This window comes from Streptomyces albipurpureus, from assembly GCF_023701525.1.
Lineage (GTDB): Bacteria > Actinomycetota > Actinomycetes > Streptomycetales > Streptomycetaceae > Streptomyces > Streptomyces albipurpureus.
Map to the genome: position 1 here is coordinate 103,555 of NZ_JAMQAW010000052.1, position 18,350 is coordinate 121,904.

18 protein-coding genes and 1 pseudogene are annotated in these 18,350 nt (G+C 68.6%); all 19 read right to left on the reverse strand.

From position 1 onward, the window contains the following. Window positions 1–456: 456 nt before the first annotated feature. Complete coding sequence (locus NBG84_RS32485; RefSeq protein ID WP_250923332.1) at window positions 457–1,014, reverse strand: TetR/AcrR family transcriptional regulator; 558 nt, start codon at window positions 1,012–1,014, stop codon at window positions 457–459. 71 nt (window positions 1,015–1,085) lie between these two features. Further along, the gene (gene whiG, locus NBG84_RS32490; RefSeq protein WP_250923272.1) at window positions 1,086–1,922 is read right to left on the reverse strand and encodes an RNA polymerase sigma factor WhiG; all 837 of its coding nucleotides are present in this window, start codon (window positions 1,920–1,922) and stop codon (window positions 1,086–1,088) included. A gap of 253 nt (window positions 1,923–2,175) precedes the next feature. Next, window positions 2,176–3,348, reverse strand: coding sequence for a DNA-processing protein DprA (dprA, locus tag NBG84_RS32495; RefSeq protein WP_250923273.1), 1,173 nt, complete (start codon window positions 3,346–3,348; stop codon window positions 2,176–2,178). Between the two features lie 500 nt (window positions 3,349–3,848). Beyond that, on the reverse strand, window positions 3,849–5,462 hold the full coding sequence (locus tag NBG84_RS32500) for a YifB family Mg chelatase-like AAA ATPase (protein WP_250923274.1): 1,614 nt from the start codon (window positions 5,460–5,462) through the stop codon (window positions 3,849–3,851). Further along, window positions 5,462–5,821, reverse strand: coding sequence for a YraN family protein (locus tag NBG84_RS32505; RefSeq protein WP_250923275.1), 360 nt, complete (start codon window positions 5,819–5,821; stop codon window positions 5,462–5,464). The genes NBG84_RS32500 and NBG84_RS32505 overlap by 1 nt, the downstream gene beginning before the upstream one ends. Window positions 5,822–5,906: 85 nt before the next feature. After that, window positions 5,907–6,215 carry a DUF2469 domain-containing protein gene (locus NBG84_RS32510; protein ID WP_003965949.1) on the reverse strand — a complete coding sequence of 103 codons (309 nt, stop codon included), beginning with the start codon at window positions 6,213–6,215 and terminating at the stop codon, window positions 5,907–5,909. A 55-nt stretch (window positions 6,216–6,270) separates the two neighbouring features. Then, window positions 6,271–6,879 (reverse strand): NUDIX hydrolase, encoded by a 609-nt coding sequence (locus NBG84_RS32515; RefSeq protein ID WP_250923276.1) that lies wholly within the window; start codon window positions 6,877–6,879, stop codon window positions 6,271–6,273. Further along, a complete protein-coding gene (lepB, locus tag NBG84_RS32520) occupies window positions 6,872–7,609 on the reverse strand; it encodes a signal peptidase I (protein WP_250923277.1) in 738 nt (245 codons plus the stop codon). The genes NBG84_RS32515 and lepB (NBG84_RS32520) overlap by 8 nt, the downstream gene beginning before the upstream one ends. Window positions 7,610–7,701: 92 nt before the next feature. Then, on the reverse strand, window positions 7,702–8,649 hold the full coding sequence (gene lepB, locus NBG84_RS32525; RefSeq protein WP_250923333.1) for a signal peptidase I: 948 nt from the start codon (window positions 8,647–8,649) through the stop codon (window positions 7,702–7,704). 13 nt (window positions 8,650–8,662) lie between these two features. Beyond that, a pseudogene (gene lepB / locus NBG84_RS32530) lies at window positions 8,663–9,630 on the reverse strand (signal peptidase I); the annotation flags it as partial. After that, window positions 9,623–10,510 carry a signal peptidase I gene (lepB, locus tag NBG84_RS32535; RefSeq protein ID WP_250923278.1) on the reverse strand — a complete coding sequence of 296 codons (888 nt, stop codon included), beginning with the start codon at window positions 10,508–10,510 and terminating at the stop codon, window positions 9,623–9,625. The gene lepB (NBG84_RS32535) and the pseudogene lepB (NBG84_RS32530), both read right to left, overlap by 8 nt. A 152-nt stretch (window positions 10,511–10,662) precedes the next feature. Beyond that, window positions 10,663–11,013, reverse strand: a complete 351-nt coding sequence (gene rplS / locus NBG84_RS32540) for a 50S ribosomal protein L19 (protein WP_250923279.1) — start codon at window positions 11,011–11,013, stop codon at window positions 10,663–10,665. Window positions 11,014–11,143: 130 nt separating this feature from the next. Further along, window positions 11,144–11,965: a tRNA (guanosine(37)-N1)-methyltransferase TrmD gene (gene trmD, locus NBG84_RS32545; RefSeq protein WP_250923280.1), complete on the reverse strand. Its 822-nt coding sequence runs from the start codon at window positions 11,963–11,965 to the stop codon at window positions 11,144–11,146. Then, window positions 11,965–12,618, reverse strand: coding sequence for a ribosome maturation factor RimM (rimM, locus tag NBG84_RS32550; RefSeq protein WP_250923281.1), 654 nt, complete (start codon window positions 12,616–12,618; stop codon window positions 11,965–11,967). Before rimM ends, trmD begins: the two co-directional genes overlap by 1 nt. Before the next feature lie 187 nt (window positions 12,619–12,805). Continuing rightward, window positions 12,806–13,045: an RNA-binding protein gene (locus NBG84_RS32555; RefSeq protein WP_005311361.1), complete on the reverse strand. Its 240-nt coding sequence runs from the start codon at window positions 13,043–13,045 to the stop codon at window positions 12,806–12,808. 2 nt (window positions 13,046–13,047) lie between these two features. After that, window positions 13,048–13,491 carry a 30S ribosomal protein S16 gene (gene rpsP, locus NBG84_RS32560; RefSeq protein WP_250923282.1) on the reverse strand — a complete coding sequence of 148 codons (444 nt, stop codon included), beginning with the start codon at window positions 13,489–13,491 and terminating at the stop codon, window positions 13,048–13,050. Between the two features lie 203 nt (window positions 13,492–13,694). After that, window positions 13,695–14,288 carry a hypothetical protein gene (locus NBG84_RS32565; protein WP_250923283.1) on the reverse strand — a complete coding sequence of 198 codons (594 nt, stop codon included), beginning with the start codon at window positions 14,286–14,288 and terminating at the stop codon, window positions 13,695–13,697. A gap of 559 nt (window positions 14,289–14,847) precedes the next feature. Next, entirely contained in the window at window positions 14,848–16,260 is a 1,413-nt protein-coding gene (gene proS / locus NBG84_RS32570; protein WP_250923284.1) for a proline--tRNA ligase, read from the reverse strand. Between the two features lie 64 nt (window positions 16,261–16,324). After that, a complete protein-coding gene (ftsH, locus tag NBG84_RS32575) occupies window positions 16,325–18,247 on the reverse strand; it encodes an ATP-dependent zinc metalloprotease FtsH (RefSeq protein ID WP_250923285.1) in 1,923 nt (640 codons plus the stop codon). Window positions 18,248–18,350 lie beyond the last annotated feature (103 nt).

Here is an 18,350-nt window from a genome sequence, read left to right on the forward strand (position 1 = left end):
CGAGGCAGGGGCCTCCCTCGCGGATGGATGGCCACCTCGACGCGCGCCCGCGGCCGTGGGGCCTTGACGCCGGGTCTCGGTGTCGTGGGGCCTTGGTGCCGTGAGGCCTCGGCGCCGTGAGGCCTCGGCGCCGTGGAGCCTCGGTGTCGTGAGGTCTTGGTGTCGTGGAGCCTCGGTGTCGTGAGGTCTTGGTGTCGCGGGGTCTGCGCGCGGTGGGGCCTTGGCACCATGGGGCAAGGGTCCGCCGCAACCTCACTGGGCCTGGTCGGGCGCTTCCACCCTCAAACCATGCCCCGGCAGACCATGAGGAGCCGCTCCGCGCAAGAAGCCCCACCCGCCCCTGGGGCAGGCCGTCGCCGAGAGAGGGGGCGACGATCACGTGGGGGACCGCCTCACGCCCCTGGGCAGGCCTGCGGGACCCTCGGCCAGGATGCAGGGGGATCGAGTGGCCGGGGGTCAGGTCTGGACGCCGCGGAGCGCCATGGAGACCGCCGCATCCGCGATCACGCCGGGCTCCTCGGCCGCACCGAGCTCAATGCGGCGCACCGCGGCATCGACCACTCCCTGGAGCAGCATGGCCGCCAAGCGTGGCTGCCGATGTCCGAGCTCGCCCAGCGCCTCACCGATCATCGTGATCAGTCCGCCGTGTGCGGCCCGGATCTTCTCCCGGGCACCGGCATCCAGCTCGCTGGCCGAGATGGCGACCACGGCCCGATGCCGCCGATCGCCCACCAGTGCGAGTTGTTGACGCACATACGCCTCAATCTTGCCTTCGGCCGTGTCGGCCCGGGCCATTGCCGTCTCGACGTCTTTCGCCCAGACGGGGAAGTCGACGGCGCACAGCTCCTCGACGACCGCCGCCCGTGAGCGGAAGTACTCATACACGGAAGACCTGGCCAGACCCGTGCGCTCGGCGAGGGCGGGGAAGGTCAACGCTTCCGTACCGCCTTCAGACAGGAGGGAACGCGCGGCGTCGAGCAGGGCGTCGCGCTGCATGGTCCGGTGCTCGGCCACGGAGGCCGCTCGAATCCTGGGCACGTCTCCACTTTACGGATGCCGCGCAAGAGGCAGGCACGATTCAGCGTTCAACGTCCCACGTCGGCGAGCTTCGCCCGCAGCTGAAGGACCGATTTCGTGTGGATCTGGCTGACCCTGCTCTCGGTGACCCCGAGGACGTTTCCGATCTCCGCGAGGGTGAGGCCCTCGTAGTAGTAGAGGGTCACCACCGTCTTCTCCCGGTCGGGCAGCGTATTGATGGCACGGGCCAGCAGCCGGCGCAGCTCACGGTCTTCGGCCACCTCGACCGGGTTGTCCGCGGCCGTGTCCTCCAGGGTGTCCATCAGACTGAGCCGGTCGCCACCCTCGCCGCCGACATGTAGCAGCTCCTCCAGCGCGACAACATTCGCGAGGGACAACTGGCTGAAAACCGCGTGTAGTTCTTCCACCGCGATGCCCATTTCGGTGGCCACCTCGGCCTCCGAAGGAGTCCGTCTGAGCTGGGCCTCCAGGGTGGCGTAGGCGCGCTCCACAGCGCGTGCCTTCTGCCGGACCGAGCGGGGAATCCAGTCCAGGGCTCGCAGTTCATCGATCATCGCGCCGCGAATGCGGGTGATGGCATAGGTCTCGAATTTGATGGACCGCTCGATATCGAACTTCTCGATGGCGTCGATCAGCCCAAAGACCCCGGATGAGACAAAGTCCGCCTGCTCCACATTTGACGGCAGCCCGACACTGACCCGACCAGCGACGTACTTCACCAGCGGCGAGTAGTGCAGGATCAACTGCTCACGCAGCCGCTCGTCCCCCGTGGACTTGTACGACCGCCACAGCTCCTCCAGGGAGGAGGGCGCGGGTGGCCGCACGGTGCCACGGGCAGCGCGGGGCACTGCCGCGCGGTCAGACCCGGAGGTGTGCTGTGGCATGGCGTTGCCTTGAGCCGTTCTGCTGTGAGGGGGGTCGGTGAGGGGTTCGACGAGCGTCTGGGCCAGGAGGGTGAGCGTAGCGTGACTGAACGGTCGCGGTGGGCGAAGGTCTGGTGAACGACCCACTACGGGGTATCCACCGTCGTCCACACCTTCGAACCGGCACCGAGACATCACCCGCCGGCCCTTCCAGCGCCACCAACGGGCCCGCGACAAGGTCCTCGGCATCACCTTTTCACCCGAATGACCCAGGTCAAGAACCGCCTCGCCGCGCGTTCGATCGAGGGATCGCTTGATCCGTCAACTGCCATCCATCCCCGAGTCGTTCGACAAAGCCCAGTGCGTGGAGTTCGTAGAGCTTGCCGAGCGCTTCGTCCGGGGTGGTTCCCGAGGTCCGGGCGAGTCGGGCACTGTCGACCGCTCCCCGCGCCGGAAGGGCCTCCAGCACCCTCGCACTCCTGTCGTCAAGGAGATCGCGGGGAAGTACGGGGCCACGCCGGTCAGGAGCGAGCTCTCCTATCTCCCCCACCAGCTCGACGATTTCATCCGGATCGGTCACCAGAACCCCTTCACCGCGCAGCAGTTCATGAACCCCCGCGGAGAGTCCACTCGTGGCCGGGCCAGGCACTCCCATCGTGTGTCGCCCCAACCGCTGCGCCCAGCGCGCGGTGACCAGTGAGCCGCTGCGGTACTCGGCCTCGACCACCACCGTGCCTCTGGTGAGTGATGCGATGACACGGTTGCGGAGGATGAATCGACTCCGGGTGGGATGGTCGCCCGGCGGTAACTCCCCCATGACCAGGCCCTGTTCGACGATCCGCTCGATCAACTCGACATGTCCACGCGGATAGGCCACATCCACGCCGCACGCGAGTACCGCGATAGTGGCTCCGTTTGCCCCCAGTGCGCCTCTGTGCGCTGCGCCATCGACACCGAACGCGGCCCCCGAGACCACGACCCAGCCTCGCTCAGCGAGGCCGGAACCGAGGACTGCGGCCATATGCGCGCCGTAGGGCGTGCATGCCCGGGCGCCGACGATGGCCACCGACCGCAACGCCCAGACGCGTAGGTCCGGCTGCCCTCTGACCCAGAGTCCGGTGGGTCTGGCGTCCCCGAGGTCATCGAGCTGAGTGGGCCATTCCTGGTCGCCCGGGCAGACGAAGCGGCCGCCGACCCTCGCGATGGCCGCCAGGTCATGAGAGGGCCTGGCTTCGGCTGCCCTTGCCCGGCAGCTCGCCGTCCGGCGTGCGGTCGCGCCGGGTAGTTCCGCCGTCGCGGACTCCGGGCCGGTGAGCCGCTCCATCAGCTCCTGCGCGCCGATCTCCCGTAGCCAACGCCCCGCTCTCTCGTCCCCCGGCTCAATCACTCGGGAAAGCGCCGCCCGCGCCCTCCTCTCGGGGTCTCCAGCCCCCGGTGTCGCCGTCATTGTCTTCCCCCTCCACTCAGGCCCTTAGCCGCCCATGCCGCCGCCACACCCCTCGCCCCGCCCGAGGGAGGAGATCCAGGCCCCCTCTTCCCGCGCGCCCGCTCCCTTCCGGTCAGTCCCCGCCCCCTTCCGTCCCGGCCTGGACATCGCCCGCTCCACGCCCAGCACCTCAATCCGCGGCCCCAACCCGCACCGGACATCGGCTCGTCTCCTCCGTCACCGCCTCCCCTCCGAAGCGGAGCTCATGAGCTCCCGTACACAGCCCCCGGTCACAGTCGGCCCCGGTCGCAGTCGGCCGCTGCCCCACGCAGCCCCTGTCCCCGTTGTTCGCCACGCCATCGACTGGCCCCGCCAGGGGCAGGGCCCCTCCCCTGGCAACGGCCACACCGCTCCAGTGGCCGTTCCGTTGGTGCTTCAAGGACGCCGGGGCTGCGCGGGACAGGGAACGCGGGGAACTCCCAGAGCAGTGGAAGCGGGCCGGTCGCGGCCGGGCCGGGGCGTCATGGCCGCCCTGTGGCCCGTTGAGGGGTGCCCCGGGTGACGCCCGTGCGCAGCGCCAGGGCGAGGCCGACATCAGAGCCTTCGGGCCGGTCGCGACCCGCCAGATCCGCCAGGGTCCAAGCCACCCGCAGCACCCGGTCCAGACCGCGGGCGGTGAGCAGCCCCCGCTCCATGTCCCGCTCCGCGATGGCCAGCGCCCCGGGGCCCACTCGCCATCTGGTGCGCAGCTCAGGGCCGGGGACCTCGCTGTTCACCCGCCAGGGGGTCCCGGTCAACCGGGCCTCGGCTCGTTCCCTCGCCTCCAGCACCCTGGCCGCGACCGCCGCGGTCGGCTCGCCGCGGCAGCCCTGCCCGAGGAGGTCGCTCCGGCTGACGGGCTCGACCCCCACTCGTAGATCAATCCGGTCGAGGAGGGGTCCCGAGAGCCGCGCTTGATAGCGCCGCACCGCCGACGGCGGGCACTCGCATCCCGCGCCGAGCAGGGTGTGCCGTCCGCAAGGGCAGGGATTCGCGGCCAGCACCAGCAGAAACCGGGCGGGAAGCCGAACCACACCTCCGCTACGGGCCACCACCACATGTCCCGATTCCAGCGGTTGGCGCAGGGCGTCCAGGGATTTCCCGGAGAACTCCGGCGCCTCATCCAGAAAGAGGACTCCTCGGTGCGCCAGGGAAACCGCTCCCGGTCTGGGGAGGCCGTTCCCGCCGCCGACGAGCGATGGCATGGTCGCGGAGTGGTGGGGCGCGCAGTAGGGAGGCATGCGCACCAGTGGCTGACCGAGCGGCAGCATGCCGGCCACCGAGTGGACCGCTGTGACCTCCAGGGATTCCTGTTGGGTCAGCGGCGGCAACACCCCGGGCAGTCGCTCGGCCAGCATGGTCTTGCCCGCGCCTGGCGGCCCCGAGAGAAACAGGTGGTGACCGCCTGCCGCGGCGACCTCAAGGGCCTTGCGCGCTATCCGCTGGCCGGCGACGTCGGCGAGGTCGGGGCCGCCCGTCGCGGCCATGGCCAGCCCTGTGCCCACACCTGCGCCGGGAAGGATCAGTCCGGCCAGCAAGCTGTCCGGTTTGCCATCGGGTAGCGGCGGCTCATCGGGGACCGGTTCTTCGGCCAGGACCGCGATCAGCTGCCGTAGGCTCCGCACACCCAAGACCGACACACCCGGCACAAGGGCCGCCTCGCCCGCGGTCTGCTCAGGGACGACCACCTGTCGATACCCGGCCGTCGCCGCGGCGAGCACGGCCGGCAGGACTCCGCGCACGGGCCGGACCCTTCCGTCCAGGCCCAGCTCGCCGATGAGCACCAGATCGGCCATCGCATCCGGATCGATGCGCCCGGACGCACCGAGCACGGCTGCCGCGACGGCGAGATCGAACCCACTGCCCCCTTTGGGCACGGAGGCGGGACTGAGCCCAACCGTCAGTTTCATCTGCGGCCACTCGGCACCTGAGTTCACCACGGCCGCGCGCACCCGGTCCCGGCTCTCGACCAGGCTCTTGTCGGGCAGCCCCACCAGCGTGAAGTTCGGCACTCCCCGCTCCAGGTCGGCCTGGACCTCCACCACCACGCCCTCGACGCCCACCAGCGCCACGGAACAAGCCCGGGCGAACGCCATCAGGCCACCCCGCGGACATGCTCGATGAGCGGTGCACCACGCCGGGGCAGTACGACCGCGATGGCGTCGATCCGCATTCCGCCCGGGGGCGCTCCCCCGTGCTGGTGCAGCCAGCATTCGGCGAGATGCCTCAGCCGCTCGGCCTTCGCGGGTGTGACTGCGGCCAGTGGCCCGAACGGCCCTGGTCTGCGAGTCTTCACCTCGCAGACAACGACCGTGTCGCCGTCCTGGGCGACGATGTCGATCTCGCCGATCCGCCCGTAACGCCAGTTCGTCGCGAGGATCGTCATTCCGATCTCGATCAGCAGCCGCGCCGCCAATTCCTCGCCGTACCGCCCCAGTGCCCCCGTTGCGTTCATTGTCGGCACCACCTCCGGCACCGACTCTGCCGCGTCAGATCACTATCTGTGGATCTTGGTGGATAACCCGGCGATTGTGGATAACTCAGCCACCCGGAAGTTCGAGATCGCTCTTGTTCAACTCCTCGATGTTCACGTCCTTGAACGTGAGCACCCGTACCTGCTTCACGAATCTGGCCGGCCGATACATGTCCCAGACCCAGGCATCCGCCATCGAGACCTCGAAGAAGACCTCGCCCTGGACCGAGTGGACCTGCATCTCATAGTCATTGGTGAGATAGAAACGACGCTCGGTCTCGATCACGTATTTGAACAGCCCGACGACGTCTCGATACTCCCGGTAGAGCTTCAGCTCCATCTCGGTCTCATACTTTTCGAGGTCCTCGGCGCTCATGGCATGTTCCCCTTCAGCCTTGCGTCCCCCTATTGTGCGCCAGCCCCATGCGCCCCTAGACGATTTCGGGGCCCAGGTCGACCGGCGTGCTCGGAGGACCCTCGGCGAGCAGCGTGCGCAGCAGCTCGGCGAGCTTGGTCGGGTACACCGTCTCACGCGCCGACGACAGTTCGGCGGAGGTCCACCACCTCAGGCCCGAGACGCTGCGCTGCTCCAGCTCGGTCAGCGCACGCGGACCCAGCGCGGGCTGGGCGGTGCGTGCCAAGAAGTACCACTCGTCCTGGTGCCAGCGGCGGCCGTCGAAGGGAAACGAGCAGATCCGTCGCCAGATCACCGGTCCCAGTTCGATTTCGGTGATCCCGGTTTCCTCGGCCAGCTCGCGACGGGCCGCCTCCTCGCGGCTCTCCGCACCCTCCAGCCCGCCTCCGGGGGTGAACCACCAGGAATCGGTTGGATCGTCCGGCTCATAGCCGTGCATCAGCAGAATGCGCTCCTGGGGGTCGAGCAGCACCACCCGGGCCACCTTCCGCAGCGCCCCGGCATCAGAGGCGCGCGCCGCCGCCTCGTTCGCGGTGGAGAACCCCGCACCGGTCCCCGGCGCTCCAGCCCCGGCAGGGTCGCCCCGCTGAGGGCCCGTACGCCCGTGGGCGTCGTGATCAGACATGGGCGGCTGCCTTTCCGTCCCGGCGGCGGGTCAGCACCTTGGCCAGCGGCCCGTACGCGGCCCCGCCGAAGATCAGCGCCATGCCCGCGACCACCGAACCGACGATCACCTTCACCGGCCCGGGTCGCGACACCCCGCCGGGCAGTTCGGCGAAGCTCCGCGGACGCTCCAGCACTCCGCCGTCAAGCGGCCATGCCACGGCGTCCAGCCGCGCCTCGACCGCCGAGCGGGGCACCGATCCCTGTCCAGGGTCCTCAAGGTGGGTGCGGGAGTCCAATGAACCCATTCGCTCATCGCCCAGCAGGAACAGCTGTCCCTTGGGCACCCTCGCGGTGAAGTTGCTCACCGAGGCGGGCCCGTCGGCGGGCAGATACGGTTCTTCGATCGGTTGCCCGTTGACCGTCAGACGGCCGCTCTCACCACAGCAGGTGATCTCGTCCCCGCCGATCCCGACGACCCGCTTCACCATCGGCAGATCGCCCCACCCGCTGTCACGGAAGACGACGATGTCCCCCCGACGCACCTGGTCCCCGTCGATCCGCTGACCGAGCACCCGGTCGCCGATATCGACCGTCGGCGCCATGGAATCCGTCGGAACGGTGTACGGCTGGTACACCACGGCGCCCCAGATGAAACCCCCGAGGAACAGCACACAGCCGACGGCCACGGCCACACCCGACAGTGCGCTGCCGAGTCGGCCGCGGCCGTCGTTGGTACGTCCAGTTCCCATCCCAGTGCTCCTCACCCCGGCCGACCGCCGGGTGGGAGGTCTGATGGCCTCCCACGGCGATCCAACGGGCGATCCGCGGCTGGGACGGAACCTTACCGGGGGGTATGTGCCGTGGTCAGCCGCTTCCTGCGCCAGAGCACAATCGGCAGCGCACCCATCGCGCCCATCGCCAGCGGCGCGGACGAGACCGCCACCGACGCAGCCGCGTTCAGCCCGGGCTGGCCGAAGGTGGACGGCACCGAAAGCGTCGACCAGCGGTTGACCGGCCAGGCCACCACCACAGCGCGACCGACGACCTTGTCGACCGGTACGAAGCCCTCGTTGGAGTCCTCCATGTGGTAGCGGGAGTCCTTGGAGTTCTGCCGGTGGTCGCCCATCACCCAGATCCGGTCCTTCGGCACCTTGAACGGGCCGAAGGGCTGGTCGTCGCAGGCCGTGTTGCCAGGGTAGATGTAGGGCTCGTTGAGGGCCTTGCCATTGACCTTGACCGGGCCGCCCTTCTTGCACTCGACCGTGTCACCAGCGATCGCGATCGTCCGCTTGATCAAGTCCTTCTCCTCAGCGGACGGCATCAGTCCGATGAAGCTGAGGAACTTCTGGAGCACATTCGGTTCGGGCGTGGGTTCGCCGAGCAGCCAGCCACCGGGGTCGTGGAAGACGACGACCTCACCGCGCTCGGGTTCCGAGCCGAACCAGGGGGTGAGTTTGTCCACCAGCACCCGGTCCCCCCGCTGGAGGGTGTTCTGCATCGAGTCCGATGGAATCGAGAACGCCTGCACCAGGAATGTCTTGATCAGAAGCGCGAGGATCAGCGCGATGCCGATCAGCAGCGGCAACTCCTTCCAGAAGGAGCGCTGCTGCTTCTTCCTCCCCGGGTCATCGCCCTCGGCGGGACCGGGAGAACCATCGTCGGAAAAGCCGGACGAGCCGCCTCCCGGGGGCTCCCCGGGAGAATCGCCCGACATCGGCGGGGATGGCTCGGCGGGCTTCCCCGGCCTGTCATCCGGCTGCTCGTGTCCGGACCGTGCGCCGACCGCCACGTCCCCCACATCAACTCCTCACTCCGTTGCCAACCGCCTGCCCCGCAGAAGGAGCAGACCCACTACTCCCATAACGAGCGGAAGTTCCGCAGGGCGCGGGAGCAGGACCATTCCCTTGTGATCCTGGGACGACACACTATTCGACTCGCGCATCGCCGCGGTCGCCCCACCACCCGCATTGGGGACGGATGCGTAGGTCTCGGGCTCTTCCAGCCTGCGCCAGTGCTTGACCGGCCAGGCGATGACCACGGCCCGCCCGACGACCAGATCCTCGGAGACCGTCCCCCGCTCGTCCTTGTCGAGGTGGAAGCGTGAATCGGCCGAATTGGAGCGGTGGTCCCCCATCACGAAGAGCCGCCCGGGCGGCACCTTCACCTCAAAGGTCAGTGAGGAGGGGACGTTGCCGGGGTTGAGGTAGGGCTCGATGAGCGGTACCCCGTTGACGGTGACGCGCCCCTTCTCGTCACAGCACTTCACGGTGTCACCACCGACTGCGACCACCCGCTTGATCAGGTCCTGCTCATCATCCGACGGCAACAGACCGATGAAGGTGAGCCCCTGTTTGATCTGCTTGACCCCGATGGGGTCGTTCTTCTTGACCGGGCTGTTCTCCTGCTGGAGCCAGCCGCCGGGGTCCTTGAAGACGATCACATCGCCACGCCGGGGTTTGGAGCCGAACCAGGGGGTGAGCTTGTCCACCAGCACCCGGTCCTGGATCTTGATCGTCTGCTCCATGGAGCCCGACGGAATCACAAAGGCCTGCACCAGAAACGTCTTGAGGACCAGCGCGATCATCAACGCGACCACTATGAGCAGGGGAATCTCCCCCAAGGCTGAGCGCCTGCGTTTACGCCGCACCTTCTTGGCGAGTCTGCGGCGCTCGGCCCGCCCGGGCAGTTGCCGGGCCTCATCGGTCCGCCGCGTCCCGGTGGGCAGCGGATTGTCCGTCCGGGGTGCCGCGTGCCGGCCCCGCCTACCCATCTATGCCGCCGGGCGCCGACGAACCCATGGGCACACCGGCGGGCGGGGCGCTCCGCCCGCTCATCCGCCCATGGGACGGCCGCGCTGAGGCATCGGGTACGCGGGCGAACGCGTCGGTCTTTTCCAACGAGGTCAGGCGGCTGACCGGCCAGGCGATCCAGTCCGCGCGCCCCACGACCTTCTCCACCGGAACCATCCCGCCACCGGGCTGACCAAGATGATCACGGGAGTCACGGGAATCACTCCGATGATCCCCCATCACCCAGAGGGTGCCGTCCGGGACGACGATGTCGAACGCCACCTCGGACGCCTTGTCGCCGGGATACAGATAGCCCTCGTCGACCGCTACGCCATTCACCTGGATCCCGCCCCCCTTGTCACAGCAGACCACCCGGTCACCGCCCACGCCCACGACTCGTTTGACGAAATCCGTGTCGTCGGGGTCCATCAGGCCGGTTGCCGTGAGGACACCCCGCGCCGCAGCACTGACCGGATTCTCCTCCAAGCCTTCCCGAACAAACGATCCCCTACCGTCGAAGACGATCACATCCCCGCGCTCGGGTTCCGCACCGAAACGGTACGCCAGCTTGTTGACGAGAACCCGGTCCCCGGAGTGCAGGGCGGGAGCCATCGAACCGCTGGGAATCTGGAACGGCTGGATCACGAAATGGCTGAAGAGCAGGACAACGGTGATGACGGTCACACCCAGGACGGCCATTCCGCGCCAGGAGCCGATCCCCAGTCGTGCCCAGATGGATTCCGTGGTGGCCTCAGTACCGGTATCGCCCCGCGAATCCGCAGAGCGCGATCCCTCCGCCGACTCCCCCGGATGGGGATCGGTGGCGGGATCGCGCTCTGAGTACTTCGCTTCGGTGTCCATCGAGGGGGAAGCCTATCCGGCCCGGCTGTGGAGGCGAATGCGCCCAGAACCAAGGGCTCGGCGCTGCCCCGCAGCTCAAACGGGCAACGAAAAACCGGGCCACCGCATCGCGGTAGCCCGGTTGCCCATCAGCGCCCGGCGGGCGCCGTGGCTTACCTGTCGCGCTTCTCCTTGATCTTCGCGGCCTTGCCGCGCAGCTCACGGAGGTAGTACAGCTTGGCGCGGCGAACGTCACCGCGGGTGACCAGCTCGATCTTCTCGAAGATCGGGCTGTGCACCGGGAAGGTGCGCTCAACGCCGACGGAGAAGGAGACCTTGCGAACGGTGAAGGTCTCGCTGACCCCAGCACCCTGGCGACGGATGACGACGCCCTTGAACTGCTGGATACGGGAGCGGTTGCCCTCGATGACGCGAACGTGCACGTTCACGGTGTCACCGGGACGGAACGCCGGAAGGTCGGTCCGCAGCGAGGCGGAGTTGACGGTGTCGAGCACGTGCGACATGTTCGTCTGCTTTCTTCGCGATGCCACAGGTCATCAGCGGGAGAGAGGTGGAAATTCGGAGGGCCGCTGCGTCGAAGCGGGCGTCGTGTCCCCCTGTGGCAGGGGCGCGCGCCGGACGTACGGCAACGGCCTATTCTTCCACGCCTTCCGGCCTGCGCCAAAATCGGCCGCCTGGTTCCGGCGCCCAGCCCAGGATGGAGAGGATCTCCCGGTCCTTCTTGTCGAAGTCACCGGCTTCGCAGCGTTCCAGGAGATCGGGCCGGTTGAGCGCCGTGCGGCGCAGGGCTTCGTCCCTGCGCCAGCGTGCGATCTTTCCGTGGTGCCCGCTGACCAGCACATCCGGAATGGCGCGGTCGCGCCACTGCGGCGGCTTGGTGTAGACGGGTCCTTCGAGGAGATTGGCCATCGCGCCCGGGGCGAAGGAGTCATCGCGATGGGACTCGGCGTTGCCGAGGACCCCCGGCAGCAACCGGGCCACCGCTTCGGTGATCACCAGCACGGCCGCCTCACCGCCCGCCAGCACATAGTCCCCGATGGACACCTCGTACACCGGCATGCGGGTGGCGTACTCGTCGATGACCCGACGGTCGATGCCCTCATAGCGGGCTGGGGTGAAAACCAGCCAGGGCAGGGCGGAGAGCTCAACGGCGACTTCCTGGGTGAAGGGGCGCCCACTGGGGGTGGGTACCACCAGGACCGGACCGTGAGCACCGGCCTCATAGCCGCTGGCCAGTGCGTCGTCGAGGGCGTGGCCCCAGGGCTCGGTCTTCATGACCATGCCCGGGCCGCCCCCGTACGGGGTGTCGTCGACCGTGTTGTGCCGGTCATAGGTCCACTGCCGTAGATCGTGCACCTGGACATCGAGCTGACCGCGGGCGCGGGCCTTGCCGACGAGGGAGACGTTCAGTGGTTCCAGGTACTCGGGGAAGATCGTGACGACATCGAGCCTCATCAGGCATCGCCCTCGGCAGCGCGGCCCGAAGCGGAACCCTCGCTGTCCGGGCCTTCGGTGGCGTGGTCGTCGGTCTCGGGGGCTCGACGGTCCGACGCGTCGTCTGCCGGGGAGGAGGCTTCACGGGAGGAAGCGATCTCGGCACGGTCGTCGATCAGCCCCGGTGGGGGGTCGATGACGGCCCGCTGCTCCACCAGATCGATCTCGGAGACGATCTCCTCGACGAAGGGGATCATCACCTCGCTGCCATCGGGACGCTCCACGATGAAGAGGTCCTGCGAGGGCAGATGGCTGACCTCGGTGATCCGGCCGACCTCGGTGCCGTCGACGGTGACCACATCGAGGTCGATGAGCTGGTGGTCGTAGTACTCATCGGGGTCGTCGGGCGGCGTCTCGGGGTCCACGTCGGCGATCAGCAGGATGTTCCGCAGGGCCTCGGCTCCCGTGCGGTCCCGTACGCCCGCGAAACGCAGCAGCAGCCGACCGCTGTGCACCCGGCCGGTCTCGATCGTCAGGGGTCCGAGGGCTGCGGGATCGGTGGCGAGCACAGCCCCGGGCGCGAGCCGCTGTTCCGGCTCGTCCGTACGCACCTCGACGGTGACCTCGCCCTTGATGCCGTGTGCACGGCCGATCCGGGCGACTACCAACTGCACTTCGCACTCTCTCCTGTCACGGTCCACAACCGGTCCGTCGCCCGACCTGCCATCTGGAGCGACAGAGCGGAACCAGGCCGGTCGGTCGGAGACCACCAGTGGGTCCCGACGAACACGGGGTCCCTGACGACTACGGGCCGGGGACGGCCGGATGGCCCTCCCCGGCCCGAGCCGGTGTTCAACTGGATCAGCGGACCTGGTCCACGTCGACGAGGTCGACGCGAATGCCACGACCGCCGATGGCGCCCACGACGGTACGGAGGGCACGGGCGGTACGGCCATTGCGGCCGATCACCTTACCGAGATCATCGGGGTGAACCCGGACCTCTAGCACCCGACCGCGGCGCAGGTTGCGGGAGGCGACCTGCACATCGTCAGGGTTGTCGACGATGCCCTTCACGAGGTGCTCAAGAGCCTCCTCGAGCATGCTCAGGCCTCTGTCGACTCAGCGGCGGAGGATTCTGCTGCCTCGTCCGCCTTCTTGTCGGCCTTCTTCGCCTTCGGCGTGATGGCCTCGCCCTTGGGCTCGCCGGCCTCAAGGGCCTTGGCGAACTCGTCGAACGCTGCGCGCTTGTTCGCCTTGGGCTCGGCCACCAGCAGCGGCGCCGGGGCCGGCAGGCCCTTGTGCTTCTGCCAGTCGCCGGTGAGCTTCAGGATCGCGAGAACGGGCTCGGTCGGCTGCGCGCCGACGGAGAGCCAGTACTGCGCACGCTCCGAGTCGACCTCGATGCGAGAGGGGTTCTGCACCGGGTGGTACAGGCCGATCTCCTCGATGGCCCGGCCATCACGGCGGGTACGGGAGTCAGCAACGACGATGCGGTAGTGAGGCGCGCGGATCTTGCCCAGACGCTTCAACTTGATCTTGACTGCCACGGAAGTGGTGTCTCCTGGTCTTGACGTGGTTGGGCACAACGAGATGCCACGTGGGGTTGCGGTACTCGGGTGCCCGATGGACGCGTCAGCCGGAGGAGAGAGGGGTCCTGGTCGGCCGTCGAGTACAGCTAGTCATTGTGCCACACGCCGAATGCGCGCATCCCCCGGACCTGCGCCGCCCCCGTCGGGCGGCCGGGCCGGGGTCAGCTCGCCGCGGCGACCGGCTCGGGAATACGGAAGGGCTTGCCGCAGCCTCCGCAGACGATGGGGGCCTGCGCGAGGACCGACGGCACCACGCGCACATTGCGGCCGCAGTCGCAGACCGCCTTGACCCGCACACCGCCGCCCGATGAGCCGTGCCGGGCCGCAGGTCCGCGGAAGGAGCGCTTGGTGTCGGATGCGGTGGCGACCGTGTGCGCCTTCAGGGCGCGCTGAAGTCGCTCGATCGTCGGACGGTAGCGGCGCTTCGCCTCGGGGCTGAGCGCGACCAGCGAGAAGCCGCTGCTGGGATGCGGCTCGTCGGCGTGGTCGAGGCCCATCTCCTCGGCGATCGCAAGGAATCGACGGTTGTGGTAGCGGCCGGCGCGTGAGGTGTCTCGGACGCCTCTCGCGGCGGCAATGCCGTGGACTGCTTCATGAAGCAGTCGCTCGAAGGAGAGCTCGGCGCCACAGGCGGACGACGACTCTCCGATCAGGGACTCGGGCGCGGCAAGATCTGGCAGCTCAGGGTGGTACCGCTGGATATCGGCCCATGCCTGTGCCAGCTCTGCGGCGAGAACAGGTGGTGTCGTGCTCACGTCGTGATAACGAGCCTGATGTCCCCCGGGTTCCATTACGGGGCATCCCAAATATTTTGCACGTACCAGTCAGTTGGCGATGATGCGTCCGCACGGGGCGGGTACGACGCATAAACAGAGAAGCTTCACAGCTCCCACCAAGGTGGCATGTAGCGCCTCGACAGGACTGATGGATTCCGCACCGGAAAACTCACCGAACGGCACCGTTCGCCGGAACACATCCGGCGAAAGAAGCGCCCCACCGAAGCATTTCCTTGACCGTGAAAAGTAACCTCAACAAGCCACTGGCCGAAAAGACCTTCACTAGGCCCATCCCCTCCGGGCCCCGCTCCGTCGAGCATCCCCTGGCCTCCCGCGGAGCAAGCCCCTCCGGGTGGTCTGCGGTGTCCGGAAGCACCCCCTCGCCCGTGAACCAGCCCCTTCGGGGGCGCCCGGCTCCGGTCGCTTCCAGCCAGGAGACGGCTTCCGGGGGCGGACGGCCGCAAGGCCGCCCACGAGGGTGCACACCACAGGCGCCCGCCCCCGCCCGCCTACCCCAGGGGTCCGCAACGGACCCGGCTCAGTACGCCCGCCCGACGATCGCCACCGCGCCCGGGGAATCGTCCGCCGGGGGTACCGACCCGTCCGCCGCGAGAAGGCAGCGCACTGACACGGACTGCTCGGCCAGCTTGGCCTCGCCCTCCTGCCCCAGGACGGCCCAGGGAATCCTCGCCCAGCCGCCGGCGCTCGCCGCCTCCGCCGCCTCGGCGATCGTGGTCACATCGGCGGTACGGGACTCCCGGCGCTCCCGGGACTGGCGCAGCAGCGTTGCCTGGTCCTCCTCCAGCAGGCCCGGGAGCAGCGCGGCCAGGGTGTCGATACGGACCGGCTCCTTGCCGCCCGGAATGCGGCGGGCGAGCATCGCGGTGCCCGCCTCCAGGTCGCGCGGTCCGACCTCGACGCGTACCGGAACGCCCTTCAGTTCCCAGTCCACGGCCCTGCGGCCGAACGGGGTGTCGGTGCGGACGTCAACCTCCACGCGCAGCCCTGCCGCACGCAGTCGGTCCCCGATCTCCCTGACCTTCACCACGGCCTCATCGCCCTTGATGGCCATCACCACGACCTGCACGGCGGCGAGACGGGGAGGTACCCGCAGCCCGTTGTCGTCGCCGTGCGACATGATCAGTCCGCCGACCATCCGGGTGGAGGTTCCCCAGGACGTCTGCCAGACCAGTTCCTGCTTGCCGTCCTTCGACAGGTAACGGGTGTTGAAGGCCTTGGCGAAGTTGGTACCGAGTTCATGACTCGTACCCAGTTGGAGGGCCTTGCCGTCGCCCATCATCCCTTCGAGGGTGAGGGTGTTGATGGCTCCGGCGAACCGCTCTCTGGGCGTCTTGCGGCCGAGGACCACATCGATGCCGAGGACGTTCACCATGAAGTCGGCGTACACCGCCTGGTGGATGTGGGCGGCGTAGTCGCGGGCGTCCTCGTAGGTGGCGTGCGCGGTGTGGCCCTCTTGCCAGAGGAATTCGGTGGTGCGCAGGAAGACGCGCGGGCGCATCTCCCAGCGCACCACATTGGCCCACTGGTTGATGAGCAGGGGCAGGTCCCGATAGCTCTGCACCCATTTGGAGAAGGACTCGTTGATGATCGTCTCCGAGGTGGGACGCACCACGACGGGCTCGTCGAGCTCCTTGCCGCCGCCGTGGGTCACCACCGCCAGCTCGGGCGCGAAGCCTTCGACGTGCTCGGCCTCCCTGGTCAGATAGGACTGGGGGATGAAGAGCGGGAAGTAGGCGTTCTGGGCGCCCGCTGCCTTGATGCGGGCGCCCATCTCCTCCTGCATCCGCTCCCACAGGGCGTAGCCGTACGGTCGGATGACCATGGTGCCCCGCACGGGACCGTTGTCCGCCAGTTCCGCCTTGTTGATCAGGTCCTGGTACCAGCGGGGGAAGTCGTCCGCCCGGGGTGTGAGAACGGGTGCCTTAGCCATGGCGTGCATCGTACGGCGGCCTGGGGACTCGCCTGGGTGCATTTACGGCGGGGGGGCGACGGTCCTAGCCGCTGGAGTCGTCCTTGGAAAGGCGGTTGATCCCCGCGGCCTGGTAGGCGGCCTCCTGTTCCAGCGTCTCGTTCTCCAGTAGGGCCGCGGCCAGGGCGTCCAGCCGGTCGCGGTTGTCGCGCAGTTGACGACAGGCGCTCTCGTAGCACTCGTCCACGATCCGCCGCATCTCGTCGTCCACCGTGTCCAGCGTCCGTGGCGCGGCGGAGAGACCGTACGGTTGCTGGCTGTCCATGGGGATCGCGGTGAGCCGTCCCACCCGTTCGCTCATCCCCCAGCGGCCGACCATGCCGCGCGCCAGCGAGGTGACCTGTTCCAGATCGCTCTCGGCGCCCGTGGTGATCACGCTGAAGACGACGTGTTCGGCCGCCATGCCCCCGAGCGCGCCGATGATCCGGCCGCGGAGGTACTCCTCGGTGTAGGCGTACCGGTCCGCGTCGGGGGTGGAGAGGGTGACGCCGAGTGCGCGTCCGCGGGGCACGATGGTCACCTTGCGCACCGGGTCGGCGCCCGGTTGCAGCATCCCCAGGAGTGCGTGGCCGCTCTCGTGGTAGGCGGTGCGCCTGCGTTCCTCGTAGGGCATCACCAGCGGGCGTTCCGCGCCGAGCTGCACCTTCTCCAGGGCCGAGGACAGATCCTGCTGAGTCACTTCGGACTGGTGGTGCTTGACCGCGTTGAGGGCTGCCTCATTGGCGAGGTTGGCCAGCTCGGCGCCGGTCATTCCGGGGGTCGTGCGGGCGATCCGGGCGAGGTCCACATCGCCCGAGAGCGGGATCTCCCGGGTGTGGATGCGCAGAATCGCCTCACGGCCCGCCCGGTCGGGCGGTGAGACCTGGACGACCCGGTCAAACCGTCCAGGCCTGGTCAGTGCCGGGTCCAGTACGTCCGCGCGGTTGGTGGCGGCGAGCACCACCACCCCTTCGGAGCCGCTGAAGCCGTCCATCTCGGTGAGGATCTGGTTGAGCGTCTGCTCCCGCTCGTCGTGGCCCCCGAGTCCGCCGCCACCGCCCCGCACCCGGCCGATGGTGTCGATCTCGTCGATGAAGATGATCGCGGGGGCCACCTTGCGGGCCTCGGCGAACAGTTCGCGCACCCGGCCCGCGCCGACTCCCACGATCATCTCGATGAACTCGGACGCCGACGCGGAGAAGAACGGCACCCCCGCCTCGCCCGCCACCGCCCGTGCCAGCAGGGTCTTGCCCGTACCGGGTGGGCCGGCGAGCAGTACCCCGCCGGGCATCCGGGCGCCCATCTTCCGGTAGGCGTCGGGATGCTTCAGAAAGTCGACGACGTCGTTGAGTTCTCCCTCGACCTCATCGATCCCGGCCACATCCGCGAAGGTGGTGCGCTTACCGGCCTCCACCTCCACCGGTTTCGGCGGCGGCTTCCGCCTCAGCGCGCCCCCGCCCATCGCCGCCCCCATGCGGCGGGCGACAAGGATCCAGAGCGCGATGAGCAGCAGCATGGGGGCGAGGGCGATCAGCAGATTGGAGAGAAAGCTGCGTTGCTGGACGACCGGTTTGGCCGTCACGGTGACCTTCTTGGCCGTGAGCTGCGCCCAGAGGTCGTCATCGGCGAAGGCCGGCCGCTGGGTGGTGAACTTGGTGTAGTCCCCCTTGCCCCCGGGGACGTCGGCCTCCTTCTTGAGCTGCCCCTGGATCGCGTCGCCCTTGGAGTAGATCTTCGAGACGTTGCCGGCGTCGACCTGTCTGCTGAACTCCGTGTACGAGATGGTCGGCTCATCGCCCTCGCTGAAGAACGAGAGCACCAGATTGGCGAGCAGATAGACGACGAGCGCGGTGAGGATCAGTCCGCCCCAGCCACCGGGCATCCGCTTGCGGGGGCTGGGCGGCGGTGGGGCGCCCTCGGAGCGCCACGGCTTGTCCGGGGTTTGGCGCGGCGGCGCGGGGGTGCTCATACCGGGACGCTAAGGGAGAAGAAAGGCGTCGGCACCCGCTCACAGGGAGTCGGGTGTCGACGCCGTACGGAGGCGTAGCCCATCCAGGTGTACGGGGTACGCC